We start from the raw sequence: 24,579 nt of genomic DNA on the forward strand, positions 1-24,579 counted from the left end.
TGGTCCGCCGTGTCCCAGAAGCACCAAGCGCCCGTCTACGACGAGTTGTCCGACGCCGCTCTGACCGAGCGGATACGGGCCGGCGCGCCGACCGCCTACCCGGCGACCGAGGAACTGCGCCGCCGCCATCTGCCCGCCGTCGCCTGCTACGCACGGCTGTGCGCCCGCGACGGGGCCGCCGCCGACCAACTCACCGCGCAGGCCTTCGCGCTGGCCTGGCAGGAGGTCCACCGGGGCGTCGACCCCCGCGGCCCCTGGCGGCACCGGCTGCTGATGCTCGTCCACCAGGCCGCCGCCGTGTGGGCGGGCGGCAGCCGCCGCGAACGGCTCGGTGACGGGTACGCCGCCTTCATCGACGACATCCGCGGCGCCGAGCAGCGCCTTCCCGGCCTCCCGGGGCTGCCCGTCCACCCACGGCTCCACCTGGCCGAACGCTCCGGGCTGGTCGGCGGTTTCGCCGTCCTGCCGCAGCACACGCAGGGCGTCCTGTGGCACGCCGTCGTCGAGCGGGAGGGCGCCGCCGACGTCGCCCGCTGGACCGGCGACCGGCCCACGGAGATCGCGGACCTGACCGCCAGGGCCCGGGACGCGCTGCGCGAGGCCTACCTGCGGACGTACCTGGACCGCAGCGAGGACCCCCGGTGCAAGGGCTTCGGCCGGCTCCTGGACGCCGCCGCCCGCCGCGACGACGCCCGGCAGAACGAGGACGTGGAGCGGCACCTCGCGCACTGCCCCGGCTGTTCCGGCGCGCTGGAGACGCTGATCGCCCTCGAACGCGACCCCCGGCCGCTGCTCGCCGCGGCCCTGCTCGGCTGGGCGGGGCCCGCCTACCTGGCGGCCCGGTCCGCCCCCGCGCTGCCCGCCGCCGCGCCCGGCCCGCCCGCGGCGTCCGTCACGTCCCGCCGTCGGCGGCGGCCCGGCCCGCTGCGGCGGCTGCTGAGCCTGCGCACCCGCTACCCCTCGCCCCTGGTCTCCCTGCTGCTCGTCACCGTCGCCGGTATCGCGGCCACCGGTCTGGTGTACGCGACGGGCGACGACCCCGCCCCGACCGGGAACGACAGGGCGCTGCCCCGCCCGCCGGCGGGCTCGGTCACGGTCACCGCGACCGCCACGCAGACCGTCACCCCGGACCCCACCGCGACCCGGAGACCCTCCGGCACGCCGAGCGCCTCCGCCACCGCGAGCGCGTCGGCGAGCCGCTCGCCCGCGCCGCCGACGCGCACGCCGAGCGCCGGTCCGCCGCGCAGGGTGCCGGGCAGCGGCTACGCGCAGGTCGTCAACGACGCGTCGGGCCTCTGCCTGGACGTACGCGACGAGGAGTTCGACAAGGGTGACGACGTCATCGTCGCCGGCTGCGACTCGGGCTCGGCCTCCCAGCAGTGGCGGGTGGATTCGCGCGGCCTGCTGGTCAACGGCGCGGACCCCTCCTTCTGCCTGGACTCGCGCGGCGGGACCGACCGGGGCCTGGGCATCTGGGCCTGCTCGTCGGTCGAGGGCAGGAACGCGGCGAACCTGCAGTTCCTGGTCGACTCCCTGGGCCGGATCCGCCCGCAGATCGACCTCGGCACCGCGATGCAGCCGGACGGCACCGCCCCCGGCTCCACCCTCTCCTTCGCCGGCACCGGCACCGGCGACGCGCAGCGCTGGCACGCCGGGTAGCCGGGCCGGGCCGGTCAGGCGGTCGCGGGTGCCTCGGGCGGCGGGCTCTGCGCCCCGGGCAGCCGTATGACGGCCGTGGTGCCGCCGCCCTGCGCGGGGTGCAGGCCGACGGTGCCGCCGAGCTGCTGCACCGTATGGGCCACGATCGACAGGCCCAGGCCCGAGCCGGGCAGGCTGCGTGCGGAGGCCGAACGCCAGAAGCGCTCGAAGACGTGCGGCAGGTCCTCCGGCGGGATGCCCGGACCGTGGTCCGTGACCGTCAGCTCGCCGCCGTGCAGCTCCACCTCGACCGTGCCGGCCGGCGGGCTGAACTTGACGGCGTTGTCCAGGAGGTTGATCACCGCCCGCTCCAGGGCGGACGGCTCGGCCCGCAGGTACCACGGGGCCAGCTCGGCGGTGATCTTCAGATCCGGGCCGGTGCGCCGCCGGGCCCGCTCCAGCGCGGCCTCCACGACCTCGTGGAACGCCACGGTCTGCGGGGGCGCGCCGCCGTGCGCCGCGTCCGGCCGGGACAGCTCCTGCAGATCACCGATGAGCGCCGCCAGTTCGCCCATCTGCGCCTTCACCGACAGCATCAGTTCCCGGCGGTCCTCCGGGGGCAGCTCCCGGCCGGTCAGCTCGCTGCGCTCCAGCAGTTCGATGTTGGTGCGCAGGGAGGTGAGCGGAGTGCGCAGCTCGTGCCCGGCGTCCGCGATCAGCTGCTGCTGCAGCTTGCGGGAGGAGGACAGTGCGGCCGTCATGGAGTTGAAGGAGGCCGACAGCCGGGCGATCTCGTCGCGGCCCTCGACCGGGATGCGGACGTCCAGGTCCTCGGTGCGCGCGACGTGCTCCACGGTCTCGGTGAGCCGGTCGACCGGCTTCAGCCCCGCACGGGCCACCCCGAGGCCCGCCGCGCTCGCGCCGAGCACCCCTATGCCGCTGACGGCCAGGAGGACCAGCGCGAGGGTGTTCAGCGGCCCTCTCACCTCGCTGAGCGGAAGGGCGGTCGAGATGGCGACGGGCACCTTCTGGTTGCGGGACTCGATGGTGGCCTGCTGCGTCAGCATCCGCATCTTGGTGCCGTCGGCCGCGGTCACCGTCTGCACCGACTGCGTACTCTCCCGCCGCAGGACGGCCAGATCGGCCTTGGTCACCGGGAGCGTCTGGTCGCCGAGCACCCAGCACGACCCGCCGCTGACGGTGATGAGCTGCATGGACGCGCGGTACGGATTGCTGACGACCCGCCAGTCGCTGGTGTCGCTGTCCGGCTCGCTCAGGCAGCCGCGGCGCAGCAGCACCTCCGTGGCAGCGTGTCCCCCGCCGCTCGAGGCATCGTACAAAGCGTCGTCCAGACGCTCGGACAGCTGCGCCCGCACGATGAACCAGCAGGCCAGCGCGCACCCGGCCACCGCGGCCGCCACGGCGGCCGCGGTGAGGATCGCCAGGCGGGACCGCAGCGGCAGGGAACGGAAGCGCGGGATGCGCGGCATCAGCCCTTGCCCTCCGCGGAGCGCAGTACGTAGCCGACGCCCCGCACGGTGTGGACCAGCCGGGGCAGTCCCCCGGCCTCGGTCTTGCGCCGCAGGTACATCACGTACACGTCCAGGGAGTTGGAGCTCGGCTCGAAGTCGAAGCCCCAGACCGCCTTGAGGATCTGCTCGCGGGTGAGCACCTGGCGCGGGTGCGCGAGGAACATCTCCAGCAGGGTGTACTCGGTGCGGGTCAGCTCGACCGGCAGGCCGGCCCGGGTGACCTCCCGGGTCGAGGTGTCCATCCGCAGGTCCGCGAAGGACAGCGCGCTCTCCTCGCCGGTGTCCGCGCCGGTCACCGTCGCGTACGCGCTCCGCCGAAGCAGCGCCCGCAGCCGGGCCAGCAGCTCGTCCAGCTCGAAGGGCTTGACCAGGTAGTCGTCGGCGCCGGCGTCGAGACCGGTGACCCGGTCGCCGACCGTGTCGCGGGCGGTGAGCATGAGGATCGGCGTGGTGGTGCCGCCGGACCGCAGCCTGCGGGCGGTGGTGAGGCCGTCCATGCGCGGCATGAGGACGTCGAGGACGATCGCGTCGGGCCGGTAGGAGGCGACCTGGTCCAGGGCGGCCAGGCCGTCCTCCGCCAGCTCGGTCTCGTATCCCTCGAAGGCGAGGCTGCGCCGGAGTGCTTCGCGGACCGCGGGCTCGTCGTCCACGATCAGGATGCGGGCGGGGGCCTCGCCGTTCTCGCCGGGGCTCATGGTCTTCCACCTCGTGGGATGAGGGTCGGGGGCGGCGGGTGCCGCCGGGGGTGCGGCGGGGTGCTCCGGTCCCTAGCCTCGCACGGCGGCGAGGCGGTGGGCCGCAATCGCCCGGCGGGCGTAGCGGCGCGCGTACCGGCGGGTGGTCGCGATCTCGGGCTCGCGGGCGGCCGGCTCCCGGTAGGGGATCAGCGCGCGGTCGGCGGGGCCGGACGGGACGCTCGCGGGGTGGAGGGAGGTGCTGAGGAAGACGTTCATGGTGCCCACATCCCTTCGATGCGGTGCGGTCAGCTGTCGCTGCCGCCGTTGCGCAGGGTGCCGAGGTCTGCCTTGAGGGTGTTCACCGGGATGGCGAAGCCGAGACCGACGCTGCCCGCCTGTCCGGTGGCGGAGGAAGCGGCCGAGTACATGGCCGAGTTGATGCCGATGATCTCGCCGCTCATGTTGAGCAGGGCGCCGCCGGAGTTGCCGGGGTTGAGCGAGGCGTCGGTCTGGATCGCCTTGTACGTGGTCGTGGACGAGCCGACGTCGCCGTTGTACTGGCCGCCGCCGAACTGGAACGGCCACCGGCCGTTCCCGCCGCCGGGCCGCTGCCCCTGGCCCTGGCCGGTGGAGACCGTGACGTCGCGGTCGAGCGCGGAGACGATGCCGCTGGTGACGGTGCCGGTCAGGCCCTCGGGCGAACCGATGGCGACGACCTGGTCGCCGACCGCGACCCGGCTGGAGTCGCCCAGCGACGCGACCGGCAGGCCGCTCACGCCCTCGGCCTTCACCAGCGCGAGGTCCTTGCCGCTGTCGGTGCCCACGACGGTGCCGGTGACCGTCTTGCCGGAGCTGAAGGTCACCTTGACCGAGTCCGCTCCGGAGACGACGTGGTTGTTGGTGACGATCTCACCGTCGCCGGTGACGACCACGCCCGAACCGGTCGACTCCCCGGCGCCGGAGGACGCGCTGATCTCCACGATGCTCGGGCTGGCGGCGGCGGCCACGGCCGCGACACCGGTGCTGCCCGAGCTGCTGGTTCCGATCACCTTCGTCGCGGTGCCCGCCGCCGGGGCCGAGGTGGTCGCCCGCCCCACCAGGGCGGCCGTCCCACCGCCGATCAGCGCGGACACCAGCGCCACGGAGGCGACCAGGGCCACCGGGCGGCGCGTACGGCCCTGGGGCTGGGGCTGGGGCTGGGGCTGGGGCTGAGGCTGCGAGGCGTGGGGCGCCGGGTGCCCGTACGCGAAGTGCGGCTCGTAAGGCGGCCGGGGCGGGTACCCGCCGGCGCCGGGGGACTGCTGCGGCTGCCGCGGGTCGTGGGCGTCGTCGTGACGGGTGCTCTCGTTCATGCCTATGACTGTTCTCGCCGAACATGAGAGCTTCCTGAGTGTGACCTGAGAACCGGGGCAGAGTTCCGTATGCCCGATATAAAGAACGAAGCCCCAGGTCAGGGCCTGCGCTTACACGCTTCGTAGAAAGGCCGCCGGCCGGGGCGGGCGGGGCCCGTCGCGGCCGGCGCCGCTGTCAGTGGCAGCCGCAGCTGCGCCGCACGACCAGCCGGGACGGGAACTGCCGCAGCCGCTCGCGCCGCGAGCCGGAGACCCGCAGCCCGTCGTCCAGCACCAGGTCCACCGCCGCACGGGCCATCGCCTCGCGGTCCGAGGCCACCGTCGTCAGCGGCGGGTCGGTCAGCCCCGCCTCCTTGACGTCGTCGAAGCCGGCCACCGCCAGCTCCCCGGGCACGTCGATCCGCAGTTCGCGGGCCGCCCGCAGCAGGCCGATGGCCTGGTCGTCGGTCGCGCACACGATGGCGGTCGGACGGTCCGGCCGGGACAGCAGTTCCAGGCCGACCTCGTAGGCGTCGTAGCGGTTGTACGGGGACGAGTAGAGATGGCCGTCGACGGGGAGTCCCGCCTCCTGCATGGCACGGCGCCAGCCCTCGATGTGGTCGGTGACCGGGTCGCCGTGCTTCGGGGTCACCTCGGTGCCGCCGAGGCAGGCCACGTACGCGTGCCCGTGCTCCAGCAGGTGCCGGGTGGCGAGCTGGGCGCCGCCGACGTCGTCCGTGACGACCGCGACGTCGTCGATCGCCTCGGGCCGCCGGTGCATCAGCACGACCCGCGCGTCCCAGGCGTCTATCTCCAGCGCGGCGTGCTCGCTGAGGCCCTGGCTGATGAGGATCAGCCCGGATACCCGCATGCCGAGGAAGGCGCGCAGGTAGTGCACCTCGCGCTCGTCGAGGTAGTCCGAGTTGCCGACCAGCACCATCTTGCCGCGCTCGGCGGCCGCCCTCTCGACGGCGTGCGCCATCTCCGCGAAGAACGGCTGCCGGGCGTCCGGCACGATCAGCCCTATGAGGTCCGTACGGCGGCTCGCCATGGCCTGGGCCACCCGGTCGGGGCGGTAGCCCAGCTGTTTGATCGCCGCGAGGACGCGCTCGCGGGTGGCCGGTGCGACCGGCCGGGGTCCGTTGTTGATGACGTAGCTGACGACCGCGGTCGAGGTCCCCGCAAGCCTGGCCACATCGTCACGCGTCACCTTTGCCACGGGCCGAGTCTACGCGGGTACACCCGTGCATCCCACCGTCTGTCCACAGGCGTGACCACCGTGTGATCAGCCGTTCCGGGAGGCGGTCGCGGCCGTCCCCTGCGCCGGTTCCTGCCCGGTCCCCGAGGGTGCCGCCGCCGTCTCCTCCGCCGTCCGCTCGCCCTTCTCCGGGGTGACGAAGCGGTAGCCGACATTGCGGACGGTGCCGATCAGGGACTCGTGTTCGGGCCCGAGCTTGGCGCGCAGCCTCCGCACGTGCACGTCCACGGTGCGCGTGCCGCCGAAGTAGTCGTAGCCCCAGACCTCCTGAAGGAGCTGGGCGCGGGTGAACACCCGGCCCGGGTGCTGCGCGAGGTACTTCAGCAGCTCGAACTCCTTGAAGGTCAGGTCCAGGACCCTGCCCTTGAGCTTCGCGCTGTACGTGGCCTCGTCCACCGACAGGTCGCCGTTGCGGATCTCCATCGGGCTGTCGTCGACGCCGATCTGCTGGCGGCCCATGGCCAGCCGCAGCCGCGCCTCGACCTCGGCGGGCCCCGCGGTGTCCAGCAGGACGTCGTCGATGCCCCAGTCCGCGGTGACGGCCGCGAGGCCGCCCTCGGTGACCACCAGGACCAGCGGGCAGCCGGGCCCGGTGGAGCGCAGCAGCTGGCACAGCGAGCGGACCTGCGGCAGCTCGCGGCGGCCGTCGACGAGGATCACGTCGGCGCCGGGGGTGTCCACCAGCGCGGGGCCCTCGGCCGGGGCCACCCGTACGTTGTGCAGCAGCAGTCCGAGTGCCGGGAGCACCTCGGTGGACGGCTGGAGCGCGTTGGTCAGGAGGAGGAGAGAGCTCACCGGCCGCTCCCGTCGTTCATCGTCCGGTCATGCGTGTTCCGCTTGCCCATTGCGACCCTCCTCGGTCCTGCGAGGACGTGTGCGTGCGCCGACATGTGCGCTCCGGTGGCCCGGAAAGCACGAAAGGACCCGGGGGCGACGCTGCCCGGATCCTCTTGACCAAAGAGAATAGCCCACATGGAGTCCGTAAGTGAGCCCGCGGTTGCGCGGTCCTGTGTCCCGTCGATCGTTTCCGGTGGGTTGCGGGCCGTGCTGACGGCCGAGGACCGGGTGCCGATCGACGCCGCGTACCTGCCCGGATCGACGCCCGGAGGGCTCGCGATCGTGGTCGCGCACGGCTTCACCGGCGCTCTGGAGCGGCCAGCCGTGCGCCGCGCGGCGGAGATCTTCGCCGGGGCGGCAGGTGTCGGCGGGGTGGTGACCTTCTCCTTCCGGGGGCACGGGCGCTCGGGCGGGCGCTCCACGGTCGGCGACCGCGAGGTCCTGGACCTGGACGCCGCGGTGCGCTGGGCACGGCGCCTCGGCCACCCCGCGGTGGCCTCGGTGGGCTTCTCCATGGGCGGTTCCGTCGTCCTGCGGCATGCGGGGCGCAAACCGGCGCACGACGGGGCGCACGTTGACGCTGTCGTCTCCGTGAGTGCGCCCGCGCGCTGGTACTACCGCGGTACGGCGCCGATGCGCCGGGTCCACTGGGCGATCACCCAGCCCGTGGGACGCCTGGTCTCCCGGGGACTGCTGCACACGCGCATCGACGACAAGGACTGGGACCCCGTGCCCGTGCCGCCCGTCGAGGCGGTGCGGTCCATCGCGCCCACACCGCTGCTCGTCGTGCACGGCGACCGCGACGGCTACTTCCCGCTCGACCACCCGCTCTCCCTCGCCGAGGCCGCGGGCGACGCGGCGGACCTCTGGATCGAGCCCGGATTCGGCCACGCCGAGAACGCCGCGGCGCCCGCCCTCCTGCGCCGCATCGCCGCGTGGACGGCCGAACGGGCCCGCCCCGCCGGCACGCCCGGCTGACCCCGCCGCCCGTACGGACCGGGCCCGGCCGCCGTGCCGCGCCCGCGCTGCGCCATCATGGACCGCGGCAGGACCCGCACGGGCGAACGGAAGGACCGCTATGGCGGCACACGGAACCATCCGGTACTGGGCCGCGGCCAAGGCCGCCGCCGGCGCCGCGGAGGAGCCGTACCGGGAGGGCACCCTCGCCGAGGCGCTGGAAGCGGCGCGTGAGCGCCACGCGTCCCGCCCCGAGTTCGCCCGCGTACTGGCGAGCTGTTCGTTCCTGGTCGACGGGAACCCCGTCGGCACCCGGGACCACGCCGGGGTCCGGTTGGCCGACGGCGGCACCGTCGAGGTGCTCCCGCCGTTCGCGGGAGGATGAGCACGTGACCGACAACCACGACTGGTACGACCGCGGCGCCGGACCGATGCCCGCGCACGACAACACCACCGCCGTCCTGCCGCCCGTCGGCGGCGACCCGGAGCCGTCCCCGGGCGGTGGCCGTGCCGCGCGGCGCCGCCAGGCGTCCCGCACCGGCTCGCCGATCATCGCCCCCGGCATGCAGCCCGCCCTCGTCACGGCCGCCCTGGCGCTGCTGCTGGCGGGCGGGGCGCTGCTGGGCCGCCCCGCGCTCGCCGCGGCGGGCGTGGTGCTGCAGGCGGTCACCGCGGCCGGCTGGTTCCGGCTCAACGGCATGTGGCCGGCCCGGCAGGGCATCGTGCTGGCCTTCCTGGCCGGCGTCACCGCCGAGGCCGCCGTTCTGGTGGACGGGGTGGACAACGCGCCGGCGGTGATCGTCGGCACCCTCGGCGTCTGGCTGCTGCTCGTCCTCGTCCTGCAATTGCGCCACCGCGGCAGCTCCGAGGAGCGGCTCTCCTCGCTGACCGCGACGGCAGCCTCGACGCTCATCACGATCCTGGCCACCGGCTTCCTGGCGACCACGGCCGACCCGCGGGGCACCGACGCCGTCGTGACCGCGGTGATCGCGGTCGCCGTCGCGACGCTCGCCCGGGCGGTCCCGCTGCCCGGCGTGGTCTCGGTCCTGGTCGCGCTCGCCGCCGCCACCGGCAGCGGCATCGCCCTCGGGCAGCTGGAGACCTCCGACGCGGCGCTGGTCGCGCTCGCCGCCGGGGTCTGCGCGCTGATCGGCCTGCGGGTGGCCAGCTATGACTTCCCGTCCCGGTTCGTGCACTTCACGGCGGGTGTGGCGCTGCCGCTGACCGCCGCGGCCCCGGCCGTCTACGTGATGGCCCGGGCACTGCTGGGCTGACACCCGTTAGGGTCGGTCCGAACACCGACTCGGGGGTTGACCCATGCGCGCTGTCCGGATCCTGCTCGTCCTCGTCGTGGTCCTCGGCGGCCTGTTCGTCGCGGCGGACCGGATCGCCGTGCACTTCGCGGAGTCCGAGGCGGCGGACCGGGCGCAGCAGACGCTGGGCCTGGACTCCCCACCGGGGATCGACATCAAGGGCTTCCCGTTCCTCACGCAGGTGCTGGCCGAGAAGCTGGACGACGTCGAGGTGACGGCGGACGGCGTGCGGGCCACCGGCACCGGCGGCCAGACGCTGCGCGTCGCCCGCTTCCAGGCCGACCTGCACGGGGTGAGCCTTGGCAGCGGCTTCAGCAGCGCGGTCGCCGACACGGCCGAGGGCAGTGCCCTGGTCGGCTACGACGACCTGGCCAAGGCCGCCCCGAGCGGTGTGACCATCGCCTACGGCGGAACCTCGGCGAACGGCAAGGGCCAGGTCAAGGTGGGGGTGGAGGTCTCCACCCCGGTCGGCACGATCAAGCGCAGCGTGGTGAGCGAGGTCAGCGTCGCGGGCAAGGGCGGCATCAAGCTGACCGCCGGCAAGATACCGGGGCTGGAGTCGCTGCCCCCGGTCGTGGAGGACCTGATCCGCGAGCGGATCGACTTCACCCGCGCGCTGTCGGGCCTGCCGGAGGGCATCGAGCTCAAGTCGGTGACCGCGACCGCCGACGGCATCAGCGTCGCGGCGACCGGCACGAAGGTCGTTCTCGCCCAGTGAGACGGGGGCGTCCGCTCCGCAGTCGACACGGCGGAGGGCGGGCCCGGAGCCACCGGGCGACGACCCGGCATCTGATGTTCATCTCGCAGTCCGGACAATCTCATCTCGGGATCCGGACCGCCGGTGACACCGGCCGGTCCCCTTCCCTACGATCGAGCCCATGAAGCGACAGGCGGACCTCACGAAGCGGCGGGCAGTCGACCTGTGCCGTGTCGCCGCCATGCTCTGTCGCGTCCCCTAGGGGCCCCGCGCCGTCTTCCGGCGCCGTATGCCGCCCCGCCCTTCCCCGCGAGAACGCCGTGTCGCGACGCTCAGCGCAGCCCGGCACCCGTGCGCACCCGTCCGTGCGCCGAGACCATCCGCAACTGCCCCGGAGGAGAACAGCAATGAGCCGCAGTGACGTCCTGGTGGACGCCGACTGGGTCCAGGCCCGGATCGACGACCCGAAGGTGGTCATCGTCGAGGTCGACGAGGACACGTCGGCGTACGACAAGAACCACATCAAGAACGCCGTCCGGATCGACTGGAAGACCGACCTCCAGGACCCGGTGCGCCGTGACTTCGTCGACCAGGCGGGCTTCGAGAAGCTGCTGTCGGAGAAGGGCATCGCCAACGACGACACCGTCGTCCTCTACGGCGGCAACAACAACTGGTTCGCGTCCTACGCGTACTGGTACTTCAAGCTCTACGGCCACCAGGACGTCAAGCTCCTCGACGGCGGCCGCAAGAAGTGGGAGCTGGACTCCCGCGACCTGGTCGACGGCTCCGAGGTGCCGGTCCGCCCGGCGACCGAGTACCGGGCCCAGGGCCAGGACACCTCCATCCGCGCCTTCCGCGACGACGTCCTCGCCGCCATCGGCAGCCTCAACCTGGTCGACGTCCGCTCGCCCGACGAGTTCACCGGCAAGCTGCTCGCCCCGGCCCACCTGCCCCAGGAGCAGTCCCAGCGCCCGGGCCACGTGCCCACCGCCCGGAACATCCCCTGGTCGAAGTCGGCCAACGACGACGGCACCTTCAAGTCGGACGACGAGCTGAAGGAGCTGTACCAGAACGAGGGCGTGGACCTGGCCAAGGACACCATCGCCTACTGCCGCATCGGCGAGCGCTCCGCGCACACCTGGTTCGTGCTGCACGAGCTGCTCGGCCAGCCCAACGTGAAGAACTACGACGGTTCCTGGACCGAGTACGGCTCCCTCGTCGGCGTGCCGATCGAGCTCGGCGCCGCCAAGTAAGCCCCCAGAACCGAGACCCCGACCCGGAGGATTCAGCACCATGTGTGGAGCGAAGGCCGGCGGCCCGGACCTGGCCGGTATCGACGTGGCGACCGAGACGATCATCCAGGGTTCCGTGACCCGCGACGGCGAGCCGGTGACCGGCTACGTTCGGCTGCTGGACGGCGGCGGCGAGTTCACGGCCGAGGTGCCGACCTCGGCGACCGGCCAGTTCCGCTTCTTCGCGGCCCCCGGCTCGTGGACGCTGCGCGCCCTCGTACCGGGCGCGACGGTGGACCGGGCCGTCGTGGCCCAGCAGGGCAACCTCACCGAGGTCGCCATCGCCGTCTGACCCGACGGCCGCGCACACGAGAAGGGCCGCATTTCCAACGGGCCACCGAGTGGGAGTGCGGCCCTTCGGGTCGTACGGTGGAAGGGTGTCCACGAGGCGTCGTCGTCGCTGGTATTACGCCATGATGGGCAGTTGCGTTCTGCTCTTCGTCCTGGCGTGGAGCCTCGTGCGCCTGTGGTCGGTGCCGGTGGCCGTCGGGATGTGCGTGGTGGCCATGGTCATCCCGCCGATCGCCGCCGTCGTGGCGAACCGCAGGGGCCCGGACGAGCACTGGTGGGACGAGACCGGCGACCCGACCTCCGACGAGTGGTGGCGCGAGCTGGACCGCCGCGACGACCACCGTGACCAGCGCTGACGCCCGGGGAGACACCTCGGCGTCCCCCTGCGGCGGCTCAGTAGACGAGCGCCTGCGTTCCGTCGGCCATGGCCTCGCTGACGAATACCTGCGCACCGGCGATCCGGACCCCCTCGAGCAGGTCCTTCTCGGTGATGTCGCGGCGCGCGGCGCACTGCGTGCACAGCGTGATCCGCCCGCCCGCCAGGATCCCCTCGATCAGCTCGGGCAGCGGCGCCGCGTGCGGCAGCTCGAACTCGGCGGCCCGTCCCGGCAGCGCGAACCACGACGACTCGCCGGTCAGCCAGAGCGACACCTCCACGCCGCTGGCGACCGCCACCGCCGCCACCGTGAACGCCTGGGAGCAGCGTTCGGGAGCGTCCGCACCTGCGGTTACCTTGATCACGAGCTTCTTCGCCATGGCGTATACCCTAAGGTGGCTCGGCTCACAGGAAAAACGTTGAGAGCGTTTGCCGACGCTCGGCATAATGCGTTCGCCGCGTGGGCGCGATCAGCGCGCCGGCCGCGGATTTCTGCCCGGGGGGGCTTGTGGAAGCGCGTACCGATTCGCGTACCGGCGTCGTGATCGCCACGATCGTCGGACTTGTTGTGCTCGCGACATTGACTGCGGGGGCAGTCGTGGCGTTCGGCTCGTCGTCCTCGTCGACGTCCGCGTCCGGGCTCCCCGGTGGGGCCGCGCCGAGCAGCCCGGGTCCGGGGACGACCGACCCGGCGCCGCCGTCAGCGGAGGAGTCCCCGAGCCCCGCCGCCACGGGCGCGCCCTCGCCCAGCCACACCCTCAAGGGCACCGTGGACGACGGCAGGCACCGCGGCGACCTGCGCTACTTCCTGCTCACCCCGCCGGCGGACGCCGAGGTCTACGGCGACGAGGAGGGCACCGAGCTCTCCCGCTCCGAGGTCGCGGACTCCGCCGAGGTCAAGCAGGCCCTGGCCACCCACGGCTTCAAGGCCGCGGCCCAGCGGACCTACCTCACCGGTGACGGCGAGTACGAGGTCTCCGTGCAGCTCGTCCGCTTCGCGAACGCCGGCTCCGCCGCCGCGTACTACGGCGCCTTCTACTACCAGGGCACCCGGATCACGCTGCCCTCGTCGGGCAGCCCCGCCAAGGCCTACCGGCTCTCGTCCTCCTCGGCCGAGAGCACCGGCTCGGTGATCGTCCTGTCCCATCAGGGCGACGTGCACATCACCCTCTCCGTCACCGGGGCGAAGACCCCCGGCAAGGACCTGCTCGCCCGGCTCCTCGACAAGCAGTACCGGCGTCTGAAGACCGGCCGCTGAGCCGCACGGCAACACCGGACGTACGGACCGGCCCGCGCGGCCGTCCGCACCCACCCACGAACACCCCAGTGGAGAACCCCTTGTCCCAGGACACCCCCGTCCCGGAACAGGTCGCCCCTGTTCCGGACGGGCCCCCCGTCCGCCCGCCGCGCAGACGCGGCCGGACCACCCTGCTGATCGCCTGCGCGGCGGTCCTCGGCGTCCTCGCGGGCGCCGGCGCCGGCTACAAGATCCAGTACGACCGCCCCGAGACCCCGCTCCCGCCGCTGGCCCAGCCGAAGCCCGTGCAGCCCAAGGGCGCCGCCCCCGCGGCCAAGCCGCTCACGGCCGCCGAGGACACGCTGGTCACGTACGACGGGGACCTGCGCAAGCTGCTGCTCAAGCGGCCGAAGGGCGCCAAGGACCTCGACGGCACGTCGGGCCACGACCACTGGCTGTCGCTGTACGACTACGCGGACAGCTTCGAGGAACCGGACCACATGTTCGGCGAGCTGAACGGCAACGACTTCCGGAGGGCCGCCGTCTCCATGTGGCGGACGGGCGGTTACGCCACGACCACCACCACCGAGGTCCGCCTGGTCCAGTTCCGCGACGAGACCGACACCTACACCGACGACATGTTCGACGGGCAGCAGGGTTACATGGCCGGGAAGAAGTTCGCGGGCAACACCGGGTCGGCCATCCCCGGCTCGTTCGACGGCCGCGTGTGGGTCTACTCCAGGCCCTGGAGGAAGGCGGGCTACCTGCCCCTCTACACGGCGCGTGCCCTGGCCCGGAAGGGCACGGTCATGATGGACATCTGGGTGTACTCGGAACGGCCGATCAAGAAGTCCACCATCATGTCCCTGGGCGAGCGGCAGTGGGAGCGGCTGTGAGCGACGAGAACACCCCTGTCCCCGCCGAGCCGCAGCCCGAGGGATCTGCCGAGGCCCCGACGGCTCGGCCCGAGGCCCGGCCCGAGGAGCAGCCCGCCCCGCTCGCCGGACCCGAGCCCCCGGACGGGGCCCCCGCGCCGGAGACCGTCCCCGCGCCCGTCCCCGCGCCCCGCCGCGGCCGTCGTGGCCTCGCGCTCGGCGTCGCCGCCGCGCTGGTGGCCGTCGTCGCGGGCGGGGGTATCGGCTTCGCCGTGCTCGGGCACCAGAAGGACGACGGCAAGCAGGCGAGCCGGCAGACCTGGAAGGCCCCCGAGCCGAAGAAGACCGGCGAGTACGGCACCCAGTCCGGCGGCAGCCACTACGGCACGCTCGGCAGGCTGCTGCTTCCCGTGCCCGATGCGTACATGCCGGGCCCGGACGTGGACGAGTACGGCAACGACGCGGAGTTCACCGGCAAGCAGGCCGTGGCCGTGTTCGAGGGCGACCTCGCCGAACTGCCGAAGAAGCAGCGGGACCGCCTGCACAAGACCGTGGCGGGGCTGCACATCCAGGGCGTCGGCCTGCGGACGTACCGCGACGCGACGGGTGAGGCCGTCTTCGAGACGCAGATCGTCCAGATGAAGAACAAGCGCGCGGCGCGCGCGGGGACGGAGTTCTTCACCGAGTTCACCAAGGCGCTCGGGGTCTTCAGGAACGGGCCGAAGATCGCGGGCCACGACAAGGCACGCTGCGTACTGCCGCCCAAGAAGCCCGGCGCGAAGCTCGACAGCATGATCTGCGAGGCGACCGAGGGCGACCTGACCATCCGCATGTCCGTCTCGGGTGCCTCGCCGCTGAAGAAGGACGACGCCGCGGATCTGTTCAAGCAGCAGCTCGACCGCGTACAGGACCCGGGAGAGGCCGCATGAGCGAGCAGACCCAGAGCGACGACGTGAAGATCCCGGCCCAGGCCGCCGCCCCGGCGGAGGAGACCCTCGCGGAGCCCGTCCCCGCCGTGGCGGTGACGGAGCCGGTGCCCGCGGAAGCGGTGAAGGACGCCTCGGCGGAGCCCGCTTCCGCCGTGCCCGTGGCGGAGCCCGAGCCCGCGCAGGCCCTGGAGGAAACCGCGACGGACGCCGCGCCCGTGGACGCCGCCCCGGCGGAGCCCGACGTGACCGCGACCGAAGCCGTGCCCGTGCCCGTCGATGCGGCCTCCGCGGAAGCGGTCGCGCCCCGCCCGCGGAAGCGGCTGCGCGATCGCAGGGGCCTGCGGGCGGCCGTGCGCTGGACCGCCGCCGTCGTGGCGTTCGCGGCCCTCGGCGGGGCCGCGGCGTACGCCGTCACACAGCCCGAGCGGACCGAGATCCCGGGGCTGCGGACCCCGGACGACGGCCGCTGGTCCTACCCTGCCCTGAAGCTGCCCAAGCTGCCGGCGGGAGCGCCCCGCGCGCTGGACGGGGACGGGAACCGGGCCCGCCGGCACTACGCGGACGTCCGCACCCTGCTGGTGCCCGCCCCCGCCGGGGCCAAGGCCGACAAGACCTTCCCGGGCGCCACCGGGTGGCTGCCGACCGGCGACTTCCTCGAGCTCTACCCCGCGGAGGACCGCAAGGAGCTGAGCGCGACCCTCGAGCAGAACACCCTCCGGCACATCGCCGCCCGCGCCTGGACCATGGGCGATGGCACCCGCGCGGAGGTCTACCTGCTGCAGTTCGCGACCTGGGGCTACTCGAGCGACGTCAAGGACAAGTTCGTCGCCGACGGTGCCCCCGCGAAGGCCGCGGCGGCCGACTACGACACGGAGTGGGAGTCGACGTGGCTTGACGATCCCGAGCTGCACATCTCCCTCTTCGACGAGGACAAGCCGCGCGGGGCCGAGCACGTCCGCTACGGCTACGTCCAGGCCGGCGACGTCCTGGCCGTGGTCGTGCTCTCCAAGGCCGGCACCCAGCCGGCCGTCCCGTTCCACCAGACCGTGCTGCTCCAGGCGCAGCTGCTCGGCTGACCCGGACCGACGGCGGGACGACGGCGGAAGACCGGCCGGAGTCCGGGTGCGGGCGCGGCGCGCGGACCTCGCGCGGCCGCGCCCGTACCCGCCCACTAGACTCGTACCTGGCCCCACCGGGCCGCCGACCGTCCGCGCCTGCCCGAGGAGCACGCTCGTGAGCGCCATTGAGTTCTTCTTCGACACCCTGCTCGTCCTGGTCTGCCTGGGCGTCATCGCGTTCTCCGCGCTGGCTGTGAAGAAGCTCTACCAGGGACAGCGCTGAACATGATCGAGATCCCCTCAGACCTGCACCCCGACCTGGTCCCCCTCGCCTTCCTCCTGGGCACCTGGGAGGGCGCGGGCGTCTTCGACTTCCCGGGCGCCGAGAAGTGCAACTTCGGGCAGGAAGTGATCTTCAGCCACGACGGGCGGTCCTTCCTGGAGTACACCTCCAAGACCTGGGTGCTGGACGCCGAGGGCAAGCCGGTGAAGCCGCTGGAGAGCGAGTCCGGCTTCTGGCGCATCGACAAGGACCGCAAGGTCGAGATCACCATGACCCGCGACGACGGCGTCATCGAGATCTGGTACGGCGAGCTCGCCGAGGCCAAGCCGCAGATCGACCTCGTCACCGACGCCGTGGCCCGGCTCGGCGACGCGCCCCCGTACAGCGGCGGCAAGCGCCTGTACGGCTACGTCAAGAGCGACCTGATGTGGGTCGGCGAGAAGGCCACCCCCGAGGTGCCGCTCCGCCCCTACATGTCGGCGCACCTGAAGAAGGTCGTCAACCCCAGCGAATGGGCGAAGGACCTCAAGGACCTCCCGGACGACGGCATCGCCTTCTTCCGCTGAGCGGTCCGCCGAGGGGGATCACGACTCCGTGATCCTCCTCTCCCTTGCCTAGACTGTCCTCGTGGTCACCACGGACTGGAAGAGCGACCTGAGGCAGCGCGGCTACCGGCTGACGCCGCAGCGACAACTTGTCCTGGAGGCTGTCGACGCGCTGGAGCACGCGACCCCGGACGACATCCTGACCGAGGTGCGCAGGACCGCCTCCGGCGTCAACATCTCCACGGTCTACCGCACCCTGGAGCTCCTGGAGGAGCTGGGCCTGGTCAGCCACGCCCACCTCGGACACGGCGCCCCCACCTACCACCTCGCCGACCGGCACCACCACATGCACCTGGTGTGCCGGGACTGCGAGTCGGTCATCGAGGCCGACGTGTCCGTCGCCGAGCCGCTGACGGCGCGGCTGCGCGAGACGTACGGCTTCGAGACCGACATGAAGCACTTCGCGATCTTCGGCCGCTGCGCGGACTGCGCGGGGAAGCCCCGAACGCCTGAGGGTTCAAGTAACCGGACGTAGGGTGGTGTGCATGCAGCGCCAAACAACGACCAGTCCCCTGCTGTCGCTCCCCGGTGCCGTTCCCGCGGAAGGCCCCGACGAGGGCGTCGCCGCGCACTACGGAGACCTCTTCCGCGAACAGCGCGCACTGGCGGACGGCAAGGGATTCGTCGACCTCTCCCACCGGGGCGTCGTCGCCGTCACCGGCCAGGACCGCCTCGCGTGGCTCCACCTGCTGCTGACCCAGCACGTCAGCGACCTCCCGCCCGGGCGGGCCACCGAGGCGCTGGTCCTCTCCGCCCACGGCCACATCGAGCACGCCCTCTACCTCGTCGACGACGGCACGACCACCTGGATGCACGTCGAACCCGGCACGCAGGGCGAGCTCATCGCGTACCTGGAGAGCATGAAGTTCTTCTACCAGGTCGACGTCTCGGACCGGAGCGGCGAGTACGCGGTCGTGCACCTGCCCGCGGGCAGCATCGCCACCGTCCCCGCCGACTGGCCGGTGCGCGAGGTGCCGTACGGCCGCGACGTGTTCGTGCCGCGCGGCGAGCTGGAGTCCTGGGCCCGGCAGGCCGGCACCCCCGTCGGCGTGCTGGCCCTGGAGGCGCTGCGGATCGAGGCGCACCGCCCGCGGGTCGGCCTGGAGACCGACCACCGCACCATTCCGCACGAGCTGGGCTGGCTGGACACCGCCGTCCACCTCGACAAGGGCTGCTACCGCGGCCAGGAGACCGTCGCCCGGGTGCACAACCTCGGCCGGCCGCCGCGCCGCCTGGTCTTCCTCCACCTCGACGGCAGCGAGGTCAAGCTGCCCGGCCACGGCGCCCCCGTACGGCTCGCCGCGGACGGGCCGGACGGCCGACCGGTCGGCACCGTCACCTCCTCCGCCCGGCACTGGGAGCTGGGCCCGATCGCCCTCGCCGTGATCAAGCGCAACACCCCGGTGGACGCGACCCTGCTCGCGGACGGGACGGCGGCGAGCCAGGAGACGGTCGTCGAGCCCTGAGGGGCGCGCCTCACATCTCCAGGACGACCGTGAACGGGCCGTCGTTCGTGAGCGAGACCTTCATCTCCGCTCCGAACCGGCCCGTCTCCACGTGCGCGCCCAGCGACCGCAGTTGCGCCACGACCTCGTCCACCAGCGGCTCGGCGACCGGGCCGGGCGCCGCCGCGTTCCAGGTGGGCCGGCGCCCCTTGCGGGCGTCACCGTAGAGGGTGAACTGGGAGATCACCAGCAGCGGCGCGGCGATGTCCGAGCAGGACTTCTCCCCGGGCAGGATGCGCAGCCCCCAGAGCTTCCGGGCCAGTTGGGCCGCCTTCTCCTCCGTGTCGTCGTGCGTCACCCCCACCAGCACGCACAGCCCGGGACCGACGATCTCGCCGACCGTCTCGCCGTCCACCACGACACTCGCTTCGCTCACCCGCTGGGCCACCGCACGCATACCGCCATTGTCCCGGCCCGACGGGGGCGCGCGGCACCCGGGCCGTACGCCCGCTTGGACTCACGCACAACTGTCCGGAGCCGCCGTTCGGGTGCAGGTGCCTGCGCGACGCAGTTACTCGGTGGCACGATCGATATCTGCCCGACGTGGGGGACGAGGGGACGGACAGCGATGAAGCACAGCAGCACGACCGGCACGGCGGAAGGCGATCGCATGCTCAAGGCACCGGGCCCGCGCTCCCCCCTCACCGCCGGCACCCCCCGGCCCGACTTCGCCGGCCTCACCCTCGAAGGTCTGCGCTCCGCGCGCCGCGAGGCCCAGCTGGAGGAGGCGGACCTCTCCTACCTGCGGCGGCTCCTCCAGGGCCGGATCGACATCCTCCGCGCCGAACTCGCCCGGCGCACCGCCCCGGACGCCCCCGTGCTCGACCGGCTCTCCGAGATCCTCACCGACACCCCGTCCCGGCACCGCTCCTCCGCCCGCCACGTCACCCTGGGCACGCCGCACAGCGAGCGCTACCGGCAGCTCGCGGAGGAGATGCTCGCCGAGGTCCAGCTCTCCGACCTCGAGGCCCGCACCGACCAGGAACTCCACGACGCGATGGGCCGGCTGGTCCGCCACGAGCAGCAGGTGTCGCGCTGCCGGCAGTCCCTGCAGCGGACGGTCGACGGCTGCAGCACCGAGATCGCCCGCCGCTACCGCGAGGGCGAGGCGCGGGTCGACGACCTGCTGGCGGGCGACTGACGGCAGCGTGGCGAAAACGGGATGCGGCCGGGGCCGGGGTCGGCCTACCGTGCGGGGCATGAGCCTTGAGGTCCGTACGATCGGCGAGTCCGACTTCCCCGGCTGGCTGCGCGCCGTCAACACCGGTTTCCACCGGCCGCCGTCGGTGACCGAGGAGGAGATCGCACTCCGCCGCTCCCAGACGGACCTCGACCGCACCCAGGGTGCCTTCGACGAGGGCCGCTGCGTGGCCACGTTCCGCAGCATGCCCCGCGAACTCACCGTGCCCGGCGGCGCGGTGCTGCCCGCCTCGGCGATCACCAACGTCTCCGTCACCGCCACGCACCGCCGCCGCGGCCTCGCCTCCCGCATGATGGCCGCGGAACTCGACGCCTCCGTGCGACGCGGCGAGCCGGTCGCGATCCTCGTCGCCGCGGAGTACCGGATCTACGGCCGCTTCGGCTTCGGCCCCGCCGCAGGGATCACCGAGTGGGAGGTCGACACCGCCCGCGCGGGCCGCCCCCAGGGGGCGCCGTCCGACAGCGGCCGCATCGACCTGGCGGACCCGTCCGAGGTCCTCAAGCTCGGTCCGCAGCTCCACGACCGGGTGCGGCTGCGGCATCCCGGCGCGATCAACCGCACCGAGCGCAACTGGGAGTACGCCACCGGGACGGTGGTCAACCCCTCCTTCCCGTGGAAGGAGCCGATCTTCGTCCTCTACCGCGACGCCTCCGGACGCGTCGACGGCATGGCCGCGTACTCGGCCGAGGACACCTGGCACGGGATGTTCCCCAAGGTCCCGCTCACCGTCAGGGAGTTGATCGCCGCCACGCCCGAGGCCGAGCGCGCGCTGTGGCGTTACCTGCTCGCCATCGACTGGGTCGCCACCGTGCGCACCGGCTTCCGCGGCCAGGACGACGTGCTGCCGCTGCTGCTCGACGACCCGCGTGCCGCCCACGTCCACTCCAGCAGCGACTTCCTGTGGCTGCGCCTGCTCGACGTGCCCCGTGCGCTGTCCGCCCGCACCTACGCGGCCCCGGGCGCGGTTGTCCTCGACGTCGCCGACCCCGACGGCCATGCCGCCGGCCGCTTCCGCCTCGAAGCCGCCGCCGACGGCACCGCCACCGCCGAGGCGGCCCCCTCCGCCGCCCCGGACGTCTCCCTCACCGCCGCCGCCCTCGCCTCCCTCTACCTCGGCGAGGAGTCCGCGGCCCGCCTGACCGTCACGGGCGGCGTCACGGAGTCCCGCCCGGGCGGCGCGGGCCGCGTCGACGCGCTGTTCCGCACGGCGCGCAGGCCGTGGCCGATCGACACGTTCTAGTCGTCGCTAGTGGTGTCCGTAGGACACCAGCACCAGGAGGACGAGTACCCCGCCGACGCACATCGCATAGCCGGAACGGGCCTTGAACCCGGCACCCACCAGCAGTACGCCCAGCCCCATCAACGGCCCGTACTTCCACGCCAGGTAGTGCTCCACCAGCGCCGCCGGCACATGGCTCCACAGCATGCCCCACCCCCTTCCAAGGTGGCCGACCGAAAGGCGCGGGCCCGCTGCCGTCCTGGCCCTACTGGGCCAGGAGCAGCGCGATCACCGCGAGTCCGACGCACGTGAACGTCGTGTTCCGGGCCTTGTGGCCCACCGTGAACAGTCCGACGGCGAAGGCGCCGGCCGCGCCGTACCGCCACTGGACGAGCTGCTCGAACGCGAAGGCGCACAGAGCGAGAGCGGGCATAGCGATTCACTCCTTCGAGGCGCGTGGGATCGTTCCCTCCGCGCGTAGAACGCGGAGGGGGCAGATTTGACCCGAGGGTCGGCATGTGGCTGAGCGGAAGCGTGGTGCTGCTGATGCGTGCAAAGCGTCGTGGCGCTGCACTCTCAGCCGCGGTCATCCCCGGCGCATCGTCGGGACGGAGAGGCTGCGGCCCCTGGTAGGTGCCAACTGGCCTAAGTTGACTGCTATCTGGGCCAGTTGACTGTGTTCATGTCTATGTTGTCCCCGTTGACTACAGATCCATAAACTCGACGCAGTCAACTCCACTTGCCTGACTTGAAGATGTAGGCTTCTTCTGTGACCGGTGGGCGAACAGCCAATGGCGCCAGGCGTGAGTGGGAGCGCGTGGCCGATTCGCTGCGTGACCGGATCGAGGCCGGCGAGATCCCTGTTGACGGCCAACTCCCCACCCAGGCTGAGCTGGTGGAACAGTTCGACGTCGCCCGCGCCACGGTCCAGAGGGCGCTCAGGGAGCTCCAGGATGAGGGTTACGTAGCGTCAATCCAGGGCAAGGGCGTCTTCGCCCGAAACTGGCGCAACCCGACACCGGCACATGCCAACGGCGCACCGGAGCAGCCTGTTTCGGCCACGGTCAAACTGGCGGACGCCCTGGTGGAGGCCTTCGCGGACGAACACGTCACGATCGACGCCTACTGCCTCACGAGCGAGTCCCTCAACGGCGCGCTCCTGGAACCCGTCGGCCGCATCCTGCGAGGAGAGCTGCGGCCTTCCTCCATCACCGTCAGGCTGCTCCTCCCCAGCCCCCACGCGTTCCTCGCGATCCCGAAGAGCGTCGACGACCCCGAGGATCCCCGTCCGAGAGAGCGCTTGGCGGGATTGATAGACCTGCACATGCGACTGCTGAGCAACCTGCTCACCGATCTCGAGACCCGTGGGTGCGTCGACTCCGTGACGATCGAGACCAGGAAGGTTCCGATCACCCCCACGACCAAGGTCTATCTGCTGAACGGCGATCGCGGCCTGCAGGGTTACTACGCGGTCCAGAAAGGCAACGTCGCCCTCAATGACGGCACGTCGATGGAGATCTACGACGTGCTCGGTGTGGGAGCGGAACTCTACGCCCAGGGATCGGAACAATTCAGTACATGTCGACAGTGGTTCGATTCCCTGTGGGGGACGATCGCCCAATCGAACTGACGTCTGGAGTGGACCGAAATGTCCTGCTGGACTTCGATGGGCCGATCTGTCGCGTCTTCGCTCATCACCCCGCGGAGAACGTGGCCAAGGCGCTGAAAGAGCAGATGCGTTCGTACGCGCCGCTCGCGCCGGCTATCGAGGCTTTTGATGACCCCCACGCACTCCTGGCGGTCGTGGCGAGTGATCCCTCGGCGTATGCGCCGGGCCTGGCCGTCGAGTTGGATCAACTCCTCGCGGAGGAGGAAGTCACGGCGGCGGCGTCAGCGGTGATGACGGAGGGTTTGACGCCGGTGGTCAGGTCCTGGCGAGAGCAGGGGATCCGGCTTGGCGTCGTGACCAACAACACCGAGGCCGCCGTTCGGGTCTTCCTGCGTGCCGCGGGACTGCTGGAGGCCTTTGACGGCCCGATCATCGGCCGTCCTGGGGACGCGCGCCTGATGAAGCCCAGCGGCCACATGCTCCGATTGGCGATGAACAGGTTGGGGACCTCGCCCGAGGGCTGCGTCTTCGTCGGGGACTCCTGGCGTGATGCCCGCGCCGCGCGCAGTGTCGGGATGAGGTTCGTCGGTTACTCGCGTGACGAGGAGCGAAAGCGGGTTGAACTTTCCTCGGAAGGTGTCGGGACGGTGATCTCTCACATGGCGGAGCTGGAGGGCATGAAGTGGTGAGGGTCTCGCGTCAAGTGCGGGTGCACTCTGGCGCAGGGCGAGGTGCGGAATCACACTCACTGAGTGACCTCTGACGGCGGGCCGCGGATGACGCGTGCTTCTTGTTCCCCACGCCAGGCCTTGCACGATGTGGCGGGCGTTCTCTTCGACTTCGACGGCCCATTGTGTCATCTGTTCGCCACGGTATCCGCCCCAAGCGTGGCTCGTGAACTCTGGACGTTCATCGAGCGGGAGCGACTCCCGGCCCTGGACACCGTTCCCATCGGGAAGCGCCAGAGCCCTGTGGACATATTCAAGGGTGCGGTCGACAAATGGGAGGATCCCCGTGACGTAGCACGGCTCGAGCGGCGTCTCACGAAATGGGAACGCCGGGCCGTTGAGGGGGCCAAGGCGACGGACGGGGCCGTGGAGCTCGTACGATCCCTGCACGGGAGGGTGCCGATGGCGATCACCACAAACAACTCCGAGAAGGCGGTTCGGCGGCATCTCGAAATATGCGACATCGCCAAGGAGTTCGGGGAGCGCATTCATGGCCGCCCGGGGATGCGGGGCGGCCGTCCTCGGAAACCGAGATTGAAACCGGATCCGGACTGTATTGAACGGGCTCTTTCTGATTTCGGCCCCGTGGACAGGGCGAAGGTCCTGATGATAGGAGACTCGCCGGATGACGTAGAAGCCGCTCTCAGTGCGGGCGTGCGGTTCCTGGGTTTCCAGAACCCGGACGGAAACACCGTGCTTACCGACAGATATCCGGGTATTCCGCTGGTCCATCACCTGGCTGAGCTCGGGGAGTATCGCTGCTGAGCCTCCCGCGTCCGTCCAGGGCGTACGTTCCGGTTGCATGTCAGGGAGCGGGCGGGCCTGCGGAGCGGCGCGTGGCGGAAAATGGCAGATTGGTCAGCTGTCAGGTCAGACCGGGTGAAGTCACCCCTTTGGGTCAAAGTGACGTGGGGGATGCCCCGACACCCTGTCGGCATAAGTATGCAAAGACCGGCACGCCTTCACGTGCGAGGTGCATAAAAATACAGAGAAGGTGTTCGCCGGCGGGGACTTTACGGGGGGTGAGGTGCGCCGAACGTCTTCCGTCGTTCGTCAGGCGCGTGTTCGCGAATTGCCTTCACCCGAGGTTGCGCGAGACTAGCATCGGCTGTTTCGAACTAGGTCAGGGAA

Annotated in this window: 31 protein-coding genes; 21 read left to right on the forward strand and 10 right to left on the reverse strand. The window is 71.9% G+C overall.

Features of this window, described 5'->3' with window-relative positions; translation table 11 throughout:
* Positions 1–9 precede the first annotated feature (9 nt).
* Positions 10–1,659 carry a ricin-type beta-trefoil lectin domain protein gene (locus ACFW3D_RS22645; RefSeq protein ID WP_500506364.1) on the forward strand — a complete coding sequence of 550 codons (1,650 nt, stop codon included), beginning with the start codon at positions 10–12 and terminating at the stop codon, positions 1,657–1,659.
* A gap of 14 nt (positions 1,660–1,673) precedes the next feature.
* Here ACFW3D_RS22645 and ACFW3D_RS22650 read toward each other — a convergent pair whose 3' ends face one another.
* From ACFW3D_RS22650 to ACFW3D_RS22675, 6 genes are all read right to left on the reverse strand, one after another.
* On the reverse strand, positions 1,674–3,128 hold the full coding sequence (locus ACFW3D_RS22650; RefSeq protein WP_500506366.1) for a sensor histidine kinase: 1,455 nt from the start codon (positions 3,126–3,128) through the stop codon (positions 1,674–1,676).
* Positions 3,128–3,865, reverse strand: coding sequence for a response regulator transcription factor (locus tag ACFW3D_RS22655; RefSeq protein ID WP_500506368.1), 738 nt, complete (start codon positions 3,863–3,865; stop codon positions 3,128–3,130). The genes ACFW3D_RS22650 and ACFW3D_RS22655 overlap by 1 nt, the downstream gene beginning before the upstream one ends.
* Before the next feature lie 72 nt (positions 3,866–3,937).
* On the reverse strand, positions 3,938–4,123 hold the full coding sequence (locus tag ACFW3D_RS22660; protein WP_500506370.1) for a hypothetical protein: 186 nt from the start codon (positions 4,121–4,123) through the stop codon (positions 3,938–3,940).
* A 29-nt stretch (positions 4,124–4,152) separates the two neighbouring features.
* Positions 4,153–5,199, reverse strand: a complete 1,047-nt coding sequence (locus ACFW3D_RS22665; RefSeq protein WP_500506372.1) for a S1C family serine protease — start codon at positions 5,197–5,199, stop codon at positions 4,153–4,155.
* 175 nt (positions 5,200–5,374) lie between these two features.
* Positions 5,375–6,397 carry a LacI family DNA-binding transcriptional regulator gene (locus ACFW3D_RS22670; protein WP_500506375.1) on the reverse strand — a complete coding sequence of 341 codons (1,023 nt, stop codon included), beginning with the start codon at positions 6,395–6,397 and terminating at the stop codon, positions 5,375–5,377.
* A gap of 66 nt (positions 6,398–6,463) precedes the next feature.
* Entirely contained in the window at positions 6,464–7,231 is a 768-nt protein-coding gene (locus ACFW3D_RS22675; RefSeq protein WP_500506377.1) for a response regulator transcription factor, read from the reverse strand.
* 177 nt (positions 7,232–7,408) lie between these two features.
* On the opposite strand from ACFW3D_RS22675, the gene ACFW3D_RS22680 reads away from it, so the two are divergent.
* The 8 genes from ACFW3D_RS22680 to ACFW3D_RS22715 all read left to right on the forward strand — a co-directional run bounded on the left by ACFW3D_RS22680 (position 7,409) and on the right by ACFW3D_RS22715 (position 12,179).
* Positions 7,409–8,251 carry an alpha/beta hydrolase gene (locus ACFW3D_RS22680; protein WP_500506379.1) on the forward strand — a complete coding sequence of 281 codons (843 nt, stop codon included), beginning with the start codon at positions 7,409–7,411 and terminating at the stop codon, positions 8,249–8,251.
* A gap of 100 nt (positions 8,252–8,351) precedes the next feature.
* A complete protein-coding gene (locus ACFW3D_RS22685) occupies positions 8,352–8,615 on the forward strand; it encodes a MoaD/ThiS family protein (RefSeq protein ID WP_500506381.1) in 264 nt (87 codons plus the stop codon).
* Positions 8,616–8,619: 4 nt separating this feature from the next.
* Positions 8,620–9,504: a hypothetical protein gene (locus ACFW3D_RS22690; RefSeq protein ID WP_500506383.1), complete on the forward strand. Its 885-nt coding sequence runs from the start codon at positions 8,620–8,622 to the stop codon at positions 9,502–9,504.
* 43 nt (positions 9,505–9,547) lie between these two features.
* Positions 9,548–10,261: an LmeA family phospholipid-binding protein gene (locus ACFW3D_RS22695; RefSeq protein ID WP_500506385.1), complete on the forward strand. Its 714-nt coding sequence runs from the start codon at positions 9,548–9,550 to the stop codon at positions 10,259–10,261.
* A gap of 160 nt (positions 10,262–10,421) precedes the next feature.
* Complete coding sequence (locus tag ACFW3D_RS22700; RefSeq protein WP_354797803.1) at positions 10,422–10,502, forward strand: putative leader peptide; 81 nt, start codon at positions 10,422–10,424, stop codon at positions 10,500–10,502.
* Positions 10,503–10,647: 145 nt separating this feature from the next.
* Positions 10,648–11,493, forward strand: coding sequence for a sulfurtransferase (locus ACFW3D_RS22705; protein ID WP_500506387.1), 846 nt, complete (start codon positions 10,648–10,650; stop codon positions 11,491–11,493).
* Between the two features lie 40 nt (positions 11,494–11,533).
* The gene (locus tag ACFW3D_RS22710; RefSeq protein WP_500506389.1) at positions 11,534–11,824 is read left to right on the forward strand and encodes a DUF1416 domain-containing protein; all 291 of its coding nucleotides are present in this window, start codon (positions 11,534–11,536) and stop codon (positions 11,822–11,824) included.
* An 85-nt stretch (positions 11,825–11,909) separates the two neighbouring features.
* On the forward strand, positions 11,910–12,179 hold the full coding sequence (locus tag ACFW3D_RS22715; RefSeq protein WP_500506391.1) for a DUF3099 domain-containing protein: 270 nt from the start codon (positions 11,910–11,912) through the stop codon (positions 12,177–12,179).
* A 37-nt stretch (positions 12,180–12,216) separates the two neighbouring features.
* Here ACFW3D_RS22715 and ACFW3D_RS22720 read toward each other — a convergent pair whose 3' ends face one another.
* Complete coding sequence (locus tag ACFW3D_RS22720) at positions 12,217–12,579, reverse strand: DsrE family protein (RefSeq protein WP_500506392.1); 363 nt, start codon at positions 12,577–12,579, stop codon at positions 12,217–12,219.
* 200 nt (positions 12,580–12,779) lie between these two features.
* On the opposite strand from ACFW3D_RS22720, the gene ACFW3D_RS22725 reads away from it, so the two are divergent.
* The 7 genes from ACFW3D_RS22725 (at position 12,780) to ygfZ (ending at position 18,652) form a co-directional block, all read left to right on the forward strand.
* Entirely contained in the window at positions 12,780–13,457 is a 678-nt protein-coding gene (locus tag ACFW3D_RS22725) for a hypothetical protein (RefSeq protein WP_500506394.1), read from the forward strand.
* An 80-nt stretch (positions 13,458–13,537) separates the two neighbouring features.
* On the forward strand, positions 13,538–14,332 hold the full coding sequence (locus ACFW3D_RS22730; protein WP_500506396.1) for a hypothetical protein: 795 nt from the start codon (positions 13,538–13,540) through the stop codon (positions 14,330–14,332).
* A complete protein-coding gene (locus ACFW3D_RS22735; RefSeq protein ID WP_500506398.1) occupies positions 14,329–15,240 on the forward strand; it encodes a hypothetical protein in 912 nt (303 codons plus the stop codon). Before ACFW3D_RS22730 ends, ACFW3D_RS22735 begins: the two co-directional genes overlap by 4 nt.
* Positions 15,237–16,316, forward strand: coding sequence for a hypothetical protein (locus tag ACFW3D_RS22740; protein ID WP_500506400.1), 1,080 nt, complete (start codon positions 15,237–15,239; stop codon positions 16,314–16,316). Before ACFW3D_RS22735 ends, ACFW3D_RS22740 begins: the two co-directional genes overlap by 4 nt.
* A 267-nt stretch (positions 16,317–16,583) precedes the next feature.
* Positions 16,584–17,147: a heme-binding beta-barrel domain-containing protein gene (locus ACFW3D_RS22745; protein ID WP_018559641.1), complete on the forward strand. Its 564-nt coding sequence runs from the start codon at positions 16,584–16,586 to the stop codon at positions 17,145–17,147.
* 61 nt (positions 17,148–17,208) lie between these two features.
* Entirely contained in the window at positions 17,209–17,661 is a 453-nt protein-coding gene (locus ACFW3D_RS22750) for a Fur family transcriptional regulator (protein WP_361811186.1), read from the forward strand.
* A gap of 10 nt (positions 17,662–17,671) precedes the next feature.
* Positions 17,672–18,652 carry a CAF17-like 4Fe-4S cluster assembly/insertion protein YgfZ gene (gene ygfZ / locus ACFW3D_RS22755; protein ID WP_500506403.1) on the forward strand — a complete coding sequence of 327 codons (981 nt, stop codon included), beginning with the start codon at positions 17,672–17,674 and terminating at the stop codon, positions 18,650–18,652.
* Between the two features lie 10 nt (positions 18,653–18,662).
* Here the strand turns inward: ygfZ and dtd are convergent, their stop codons facing one another.
* Positions 18,663–19,088 carry a D-aminoacyl-tRNA deacylase gene (gene dtd / locus ACFW3D_RS22760; RefSeq protein WP_500506405.1) on the reverse strand — a complete coding sequence of 142 codons (426 nt, stop codon included), beginning with the start codon at positions 19,086–19,088 and terminating at the stop codon, positions 18,663–18,665.
* Positions 19,089–19,301: 213 nt separating this feature from the next.
* Here dtd and ACFW3D_RS22765 point away from each other — a divergent pair, with 213 nt between their 5' ends.
* Together ACFW3D_RS22765 and ACFW3D_RS22770 are read left to right on the forward strand one after the other, a co-directional pair.
* Complete coding sequence (locus tag ACFW3D_RS22765; RefSeq protein WP_500506484.1) at positions 19,302–19,832, forward strand: RsiG family protein; 531 nt, start codon at positions 19,302–19,304, stop codon at positions 19,830–19,832.
* A 58-nt stretch (positions 19,833–19,890) separates the two neighbouring features.
* Complete coding sequence (locus tag ACFW3D_RS22770; RefSeq protein WP_500506407.1) at positions 19,891–21,132, forward strand: GNAT family N-acetyltransferase; 1,242 nt, start codon at positions 19,891–19,893, stop codon at positions 21,130–21,132.
* A gap of 6 nt (positions 21,133–21,138) precedes the next feature.
* On the opposite strand, the gene ACFW3D_RS22775 is transcribed toward ACFW3D_RS22770, so the two are convergent.
* Together ACFW3D_RS22775 and ACFW3D_RS22780 are read right to left on the reverse strand one after the other, a co-directional pair.
* Positions 21,139–21,318 carry a hypothetical protein gene (locus tag ACFW3D_RS22775; protein ID WP_500506409.1) on the reverse strand — a complete coding sequence of 60 codons (180 nt, stop codon included), beginning with the start codon at positions 21,316–21,318 and terminating at the stop codon, positions 21,139–21,141.
* 58 nt (positions 21,319–21,376) lie between these two features.
* Positions 21,377–21,544 (reverse strand): hypothetical protein, encoded by a 168-nt coding sequence (locus tag ACFW3D_RS22780; protein WP_179280085.1) that lies wholly within the window; start codon positions 21,542–21,544, stop codon positions 21,377–21,379.
* Between the two features lie 336 nt (positions 21,545–21,880).
* Here ACFW3D_RS22780 and ACFW3D_RS22785 point away from each other — a divergent pair, with 336 nt between their 5' ends.
* The 3 genes from ACFW3D_RS22785 (at position 21,881) to ACFW3D_RS22795 (ending at position 24,213) form a co-directional block, all read left to right on the forward strand.
* Entirely contained in the window at positions 21,881–22,741 is an 861-nt protein-coding gene (locus ACFW3D_RS22785; protein WP_500506411.1) for a GntR family transcriptional regulator, read from the forward strand.
* Positions 22,690–23,409, forward strand: coding sequence for an HAD family hydrolase (locus tag ACFW3D_RS22790; protein WP_500506413.1), 720 nt, complete (start codon positions 22,690–22,692; stop codon positions 23,407–23,409). Before ACFW3D_RS22785 ends, ACFW3D_RS22790 begins: the two co-directional genes overlap by 52 nt.
* An 87-nt stretch (positions 23,410–23,496) precedes the next feature.
* The gene (locus ACFW3D_RS22795; protein ID WP_500506486.1) at positions 23,497–24,213 is read left to right on the forward strand and encodes an HAD family hydrolase; all 717 of its coding nucleotides are present in this window, start codon (positions 23,497–23,499) and stop codon (positions 24,211–24,213) included.
* Positions 24,214–24,579 lie beyond the last annotated feature (366 nt).

Origin of the sequence: Streptomyces sp. NPDC058864 (genome assembly GCF_042742985.1) — a bacterium.
Taxonomy (GTDB): Bacteria; Actinomycetota; Actinomycetes; order Streptomycetales; family Streptomycetaceae; genus Actinacidiphila.